Annotated in this window: 6 protein-coding genes and 1 pseudogene; 1 reads left to right on the top strand and 6 read right to left on the bottom strand. The window is 69.9% G+C overall.

All coding sequences use genetic code 11. From position 1 onward, the window contains the following. The 6 genes and pseudogenes from TW83_RS14955 to TW83_RS14930 all read right to left on the bottom strand — a co-directional run. Nucleotides 1-747: pseudogene (locus TW83_RS14955) on the bottom strand (hypothetical protein); the annotation flags it as partial. After that, the gene (locus TW83_RS14950) at nt 744-1,754 is read right to left on the bottom strand and encodes a Gfo/Idh/MocA family oxidoreductase (RefSeq protein ID WP_045983571.1); all 1,011 of its coding nucleotides are present in this window, start codon (nt 1,752-1,754) and stop codon (nt 744-746) included. The gene TW83_RS14950 and the pseudogene TW83_RS14955, both read right to left, overlap by 4 nt. Next, nucleotides 1,751-3,028, bottom strand: coding sequence for a TRAP transporter large permease (locus TW83_RS14945; protein ID WP_045983570.1), 1,278 nt, complete (start codon nt 3,026-3,028; stop codon nt 1,751-1,753). The genes TW83_RS14950 and TW83_RS14945 overlap by 4 nt, the downstream gene beginning before the upstream one ends. After that, the gene (locus TW83_RS14940) at nt 3,025-3,501 is read right to left on the bottom strand and encodes a TRAP transporter small permease subunit (RefSeq protein ID WP_045983574.1); all 477 of its coding nucleotides are present in this window, start codon (nt 3,499-3,501) and stop codon (nt 3,025-3,027) included. Before TW83_RS14940 ends, TW83_RS14945 begins: the two co-directional genes overlap by 4 nt. Before the next feature lie 50 nt (nt 3,502-3,551). After that, nucleotides 3,552-4,529, bottom strand: coding sequence for a TRAP transporter substrate-binding protein (locus TW83_RS14935; protein WP_071209490.1), 978 nt, complete (start codon nt 4,527-4,529; stop codon nt 3,552-3,554). A 61-nt stretch (nt 4,530-4,590) separates the two neighbouring features. Further along, on the bottom strand, nt 4,591-5,421 hold the full coding sequence (locus TW83_RS14930; RefSeq protein WP_045983569.1) for a phosphogluconate dehydrogenase C-terminal domain-containing protein: 831 nt from the start codon (nt 5,419-5,421) through the stop codon (nt 4,591-4,593). 86 nt (nt 5,422-5,507) lie between these two features. Here TW83_RS14930 and TW83_RS14925 point away from each other — a divergent pair. Beyond that, nucleotides 5,508-6,415, top strand: a 908-nt coding sequence (locus TW83_RS14925; RefSeq protein WP_045983568.1) for a four-carbon acid sugar kinase family protein, incomplete at its 3' end; no start/stop codon positions are given.

Raw genomic sequence — 6,415 nt, 5'->3', positions numbered from 1 at the left:
CGCGCGGGCCAGATGCGCCGCATCCGCCCCGGTCAGGGCCAGCGCCGTCTGTGGAAAGCGCGGGTCGGCCACGCGGGCCTCGGGGCCGGGGACCGGGGCCATGGGCGCGGCCGGGGACCAGCGGATGGTGACGGTCTGGGTGGTCTTACCCTCCAGACGGTAGGGCCAGGGCTGCGCCAAGGGGCGGTTGTAGGTCTTGAAGGAGGCATCGCCCCATTGGCGCTGATCCTCCATCTCGAAGATGTCGCCGTCGAAGCGGCAATGGACGCGCCAGCCGCCCGCCTGATGGGTCAGGCCGGTGATGTCCATGAAGGGCTGCCACGGCGCGATCAGCGTCGGAAAGCGCGCCTGCTCGGGCGGGCCGTCCGCGTGATCGACCGTGACCGGCGCCCCCGCGACACCGGAGATCGGATGCAGCAGCGTGAAGCCGGTGCGGTTCGTCCAGACCTGACCCTCGGCCCCGATCACCGCCCGCGCGGTCAGCCCGTCGGGCGTCAGGTCGACCGTCAGCGCCGCGCGGACCGCCCCTGTGCCCATGTCATAGTGAGCCGTCCAGGCGATGCGCGACCCGTCCGGCCTGTCGGACAGGCGCAGATCGTCGATGTGGGGCGCGACGGTGCCCCAGTCGCGGTCGCGGACCAGGAAGGACAGGCCGCGGATAGCCTCGACCTCGTCCAGGTGCAGGTGGCGCAGCCGGTCACCCTCCAGCACCAGCCGCGCGGGCCCGCAGGAGAGCGTCCGCGTCACGGCCGGACCCGGCTGCTGTCGCGGGCCGAGGCATAGGCGGCTTCGACCAAAGCCAGCGTGGCGAGGTTGTCGCGCCCCGAGGTCTCGGGCACCCTGCCCTCGCGCAGGCAGGCGGTGAAGTCCTGCTGGATCAGCGCGACGCTTTCCTGGATGTTGTGCCAGGGCCGTTCGGCCCAGGGCAGCAGCGGGGGCGCGACGTCGCGCACCTGCCGGTCGCCGCCGCGGTCGATGACCAGCCGGTACCCGGCCTCCAGCCGCAGCGTGCCCTCTGTGCCGTCGATCTCGATCAGGGTCTGGGGGAAGGTCTCGTCCCGCCGCGTCGCATAGGAGCAGTCCACGACCGAGGTGACCCCGCCCACGTGATCCATCAGGATCGTCGCCACGTCCTCTCCGCGGATCGCGGGGTTGATGCGCATGGTGCTGGCCGACAGGCGATCCACCTCTCCGAAGAGGGCGCGGGCGATGTCCAGGATATGGATGCCCAGATCCTGGATGATGAAGCGCGGATCGGTCGCCAGATAGGGCTGTCCCGAGAACACGTCATAGCCCGACCGGAAGCTGACCCGCCCGAAGAAGGGCCGCCCCACCGCCCCTCCGCGCAGCGCGGCCAGCGCGGCGCGGACGGGCGACTGCCAGCGGAAGTTCTCATGCACCATCAGGATGCGGCCCGCGCGGTCCATCGCCTCGACCATGGCGCGGGCATCCTCCAGCGTCTCGGCAAAGGGCTTCTGGCAGATGGCGTGCAGCCCGGCCTCGGCCGCCGCCATCACCAGCGGGCGGTGCGAGGGGACGGTCGTGGCGATGTCGACCACGTCCAGATCCGCCTCGCGCATCATCCGCGCCGCGTCGTCAAAGCGCTGCGCGATGCCGAAGCGCGCGCCCATCGTGGCCAGCCGGTCCGGGTCGCGGTCGCAGATCGCGGTGACGCAGGCTCCTTCCGCATCGGCCCAGCCCTGCACCTGGTTCACCGCGAAGAAGCCGCAGCCGATCAGTCCGACCTTGATCATGGCATCATCCACCAGCCCAGCCCCAGGGAGATGGCGGGAACATAGGTGATCGCCGCCAGCATCACTAGAACCGTGGCGATGGGCCAGACCAGCGACCGGAACAGCGCCTGCACCGGAACCTTCGCCACGGCGGCCGCCGCAAAGAGGTTCACCCCCAAGGGCGGCGTGATCATGCCCAGCGCCAGGTTCACCACGATGACGATGCCGAAATGCACCGGGTCGATGCCGAAGCTGATCGCCACCGGCGTCAGGATCGGGGCCAGCACCAGGATCGCGGCGCTGGTCTCGATGAACATGCCCACGACCAGCAGGAGCAGGTTGACGCCCAAAAGGAAGGTCAGCGCGCTGCCAAAATTCTCTTGGCTCCAGGTACCGACGGCGCCCGGCAGGCCCGACAGGCTGATCAGGAAGCTGAACAGCGCCGCCGCCGAGATGATCAGCATGACCGCCCCCGACGACACCGCCGCCGCGCGGAAGATGCCCGGCAGGTCGGACCAGGACAGTTCGCGATAGACGAAGATCGACAGGATCAGCGCATAGATGACCGACACGGCGGCGGCCTCGGTCGGGGTGAAGACGCCGCCATAGATGCCGCCCACGATGATGATCGGCATCATCAGCGCCCCGAAGGCGCGGCGCGCGGCGGGCAGGATGGCCTGGCGGCCCTCGCCGTCCCGCTTGCCGTGGCCCTTCACGCGGCACCAGATCTGGACCATCACGACCAGCGCGGCGGCGATCATCAGCCCTGGCACCATGCCCGCCAGGAACAGCCGCGTGATCGAGGTCTCGGTCGAGACCGCATAGAGGATCAGCGGCACCGAGGGCGGGATGATCACGCCAAGTTCGGCGGATGACGCCTGGATCGCGCCGGCCATGCCCACCGGATAGCCGTGGCGCAGCATCGCCGGGATCAGGATCGAGCCGACCGCGAAGGTCGTGGCCACCGACGACCCCGAGATGGCCGCGAACAGCATGCAGGTCAGCACGCAACTGCTGGCCAGACCGCCCTGGATGTTGCCGACCATGGATTTCACCAGATCGACCAGCCGGGCCGAAATACCCCCCTGGGTCATGATCGCGCCCGCCAGGATGAAGAACGGCACCGCCATCAGCGGAAAGCTGTCCAGCCCGGTGAACATCTTCTGCGGCACGACCAGCAGCGGCAGGTTCGAGAAGAAGTGGATCGCGATGATCGAGGCCAGCGCGATGGACACCGCCACCGGCACGGACAGCGCGAAAAGGCCCACCAGGCCTGCGGCAAGAGCGGCGTTCACGGACGTTCCCTTTCCTGTTCGACATGGCGCAGCAGCACGCCCGGAATGGCCATCAGCGCGCCCAGGGGGATCGCCGCATAGAACCAGCTCATCGAGGTGCCCAGCATCGCGACCCGCTGCGCCTGCACCCGCAGCGTCATGGACCAGCCCTGCCAGACCAGCACCGCCAGAAAGGCCAGCGTCAGCAGCGTGACCAGCCGGATCACCCAGATCTGCGCAGGGCCGGGCAGCAGCCCGCGGAGAAAGTCGATGGGGATCATCGCCCCAAGGCGGAAGCCCGCCGCCGCGACCAGCAGCGTGGACCAGATGATCAGCCCGCGGGCCAGGATCTCGGACCAGCCGGCGGCATGGCCCAGGCCGAAGCGCGTGACGACCTGGAAGAAGACCAGCCCCGTCGCCACCGCCAGCAGCAGCGCGGCCAGGTTGTGGGCCAGCCGGACGACGCCCTCGGCCCAGGCTTCGACATGTCTCATGGTGATGACCCCGATATGGGGCGGGGCCACAGGCGGCCCCGCCGGACGCCCTAGTCCTGCGCCGCGCGGATGCGCGCGATCAACTCGGGCGCATAGCGGTCGGCGAACTCGTCATAGGCGGGCTGGACCGCGGCGGCGAAGGCGGCCTTGTCGATGCCGTCGATCACCTCCATGCCGTTCTCGCGCATCAGGGCGATGCCCGATTCCTCGTTCGCGGCGACGGTCTGGCGCGATGCGGCGGCGGCGGCCTGCGCGGCCTCCACGAACCAGCCCTGCTGCTCCTCGGTCAGGCCGTCCCAGTGGATGGCGGACATGGCCACCACGGCGGCCGAATAGACATGGCCCGTCAGGGTGATGTTGTCCTGGATCTCCCACATGTTGTTGGCTGTGACGATGGGGATGGGGTTCTCCTGCCCGTCGATGGTGCCCTGCTGCAGAGAGGTCAGCACCTCGGTCCAGCTCATCGGCGTGGGGGCGGCCCCGGCGGCGCGGAAGGCCGCGATATGGACCTCGTTCTCCATCGTGCGCAGCTTCAGCCCGGCCAGGTCGGCCGGCTCGCGGATCGGACGGACCGAGTTGGTGATGTGGCGGAACCCGTTCTCGGCCCAGGCCAGGCCCACGATGCCGTGCGGCTGAAAGCTGGCCAGCAGCTCCTGTCCGATCTCTCCGTCCAGGACCGCGTGGGCGCTGGCGTAGTCGTCGAACAGGAACGGGAAATCCAGCGCATAGACCTCGGGGACGAAATTGCCGATGGGTCCGGTCGAGGAGATCGCCAGCTCGACCGTGCCGATCTGCATCCCCTCGATCACGTCGCGTTCGCCGCCCAGGGCGCCCGCCGGGCGCAGCGCGATCTCGAAGGCGCCGCCCGAGCGTTCCGCGATGGTCTCGGCAAAGGCGCGGGCCGCGTCGCCGTAATGGCTGTCGGCGGGCGGGGTGAAGGCCAGGTTCATCACGCGGGCCTGGGCCAGCGCCGGTCCCGCGCCCAGCAGCATGGCCAGCATCGACGCGGCGGTCATCATCTTGGTCATCTCAGGTCTCCTCCCTTGTGTTGGTGATCGCGGCGGACGCTCCCCCGTCCGCCGCGCGATGTCAGGTGATGCGGTGGATGCTGGCCTCGACCTCGTCCCAGTCGAAGACGCGCTTCCAGTCGTCGCGCATCAGCATCGGCTTGCCGAACTCGATGGCCTTGTTGCAGGCGTCCGAGAACGCGCCCTCGCGTTCGTTGAACAGCACCGCGCCCAGGATGTTCATGTGGCCCAGCAGAAAGTCGCGGGCGCATTCGTGGCTCACGCCGCTGCGCGCCACGCATTCGTCCAGCGCCTCGCGCATCACCGCCAGCAGCGAGGCGCAGACCGTCTCGGACAGGCCCGGCTCCAGCATGGCCATCTGCCTGACGGTCACCTCATAGGTGCGGGCGACGGGAGCATAGATCGCGCGGGCGATGCTGTCGCCCAGGGCGTAATGTTCGCGCGGGCCCTGCATCAGCGCGTTGACCACGCCCTGCTTGGCGGCGACGCCGCCGAAATGGTCGGCCCGGCCTTCGGGCGTGTCCTCGTCGTTCCAGATCGGCGGGTGGCAGGGATGGGTCACGAAATAGGTGATGTCGGCCCGCTCGGGCAGATGGCCTGCAAAGGGCGCGGCCGCGTCCAGCACCACGACCATCGTGCCCGGCGCCAGCTGCGGCACGACCGCGCCCGCGACCTTGCCGATCACCGTGTCCGGCACCGCCAGGATCACCACTTCGGCGCTCGCCAGCGCCGCCTCCTGCGGGACGCAGTCCAGCCCCGTCTCGGCCTTCAGCCGGGCCTGTCCGGCGGGGCTGACCTCGACATGGGCCACCTCGAAATCGGTCCGGGCCAGGTTCGTCGCCAGACGCACCCCCATCTTACCGCCCGCCCCCAGCAGCGCCACCTTGGTCATCTCGGTCTCCTCCGGCCTTCGGGAATCACTTGCCTAACTGGTATGATGAGGTGATAGTTATTCCGGTGCGTCAAGAGGGGATGCGAATGACCGATCTGCGGCTGGCCTGGCTGGGCGACGACTTCACCGGCGCGGCCGCGGTGATGGAGGTGCTGAGTTTCGCGGGCCTGCCATCGGTCCTGTTCACCGAACCGCCCACAGCGGCGATGATGGCGCGGTTCGCGGATTGCGCGGCGGTGGGGCTGGCCACGACCGCCCGCGCGCAGGGACCGGACTGGATGGCAGAACACCTGCCGCAGCTGTTTGCCGCGCTGGAGGCGCTGCGGCCCGCCATCCTGCATTACAAGATCTGCTCGACCTTCGATTCGGCCCCGCATCTGGGCTCGATCGGCGCGGCTATTGCGGCGGGGCTGTCGGTGCGCCCGTCCCAAGCCGTGCCCCTGCTGACCGCCGCCCCCGCAATGCGCCGCTATCAGGCCTTCGGGCATCTCTTCGCGGGCAGCCCGCAGGGGGTGTTCCGGCTGGACCGGCACCCGGTCATGGCGCATCACCCCGCGACGCCCATGGCCGAATCCGATCTGCTGGCCCATCTGTCGGCGCAGACCGACCTGCCCGGCACGCTGATCGACCTGGAGGCGCTGGCCACGGACCCCCAGGCCCGGCTGGAGGAGGCGCTGACCCACGGCGCGCGCATCCTCTCCATCGACAGCATGGACCCTGCATCCGAGGCCGCGGCGGGCGCGCTGATCTGGCGGAACCGCGCGCGGATGGGGTTCGTCGCGGGCAGCCAGGGGGTCGAATACGCGCTGGTGCGCCACTGGCAGCAGACGGGCGCCCTGCCCGCGCCGCCCCCGCCCGCCTCGGCCGGGCGCGTGGCGCGGATCGCGGCGGTGTCGGGATCGGTCTCGCCAGTGACGGCGGCGCAGCTGGACTGGGCCGGGCGGCACGGATTCGCGCTGCTGCCCTTCGACGCGCGCGCCGCCTGCGGGTCCGA

The sequence above is a fragment of the Paracoccus sp. S4493 genome (assembly GCF_000967735.1).
In the GTDB taxonomy this organism is placed as follows: Bacteria; Pseudomonadota; Alphaproteobacteria; order Rhodobacterales; family Rhodobacteraceae; genus Paracoccus; species Paracoccus marcusii.
Note: the sequence above shows the minus strand (reverse complement) of the source record. Positions and strands in the feature narration are given on the sequence as shown.

Bases quoted from the DNA above. Each gene is read 5' to 3' on its own strand.
- TW83_RS14950 (WP_045983571.1), bottom strand. From the start codon at position 1,754: ATGATCAAGGTCGGACTGATCGGCTGCGGCTTCTTCGCGGTGAACCAG.
- TW83_RS14940 (WP_045983574.1), bottom strand. From the start codon at position 3,501: ATGAGACATGTCGAAGCCTGGGCCGAGGGCGTCGTCCGGCTGGCCCAC.
- TW83_RS14935 (WP_071209490.1), bottom strand. From the start codon at position 4,529: ATGACCAAGATGATGACCGCCGCGTCGATGCTGGCCATGCTGCTGGGC.
- TW83_RS14930 (WP_045983569.1), bottom strand. From the start codon at position 5,421: ATGACCAAGGTGGCGCTGCTGGGGGCGGGCGGTAAGATGGGGGTGCGT.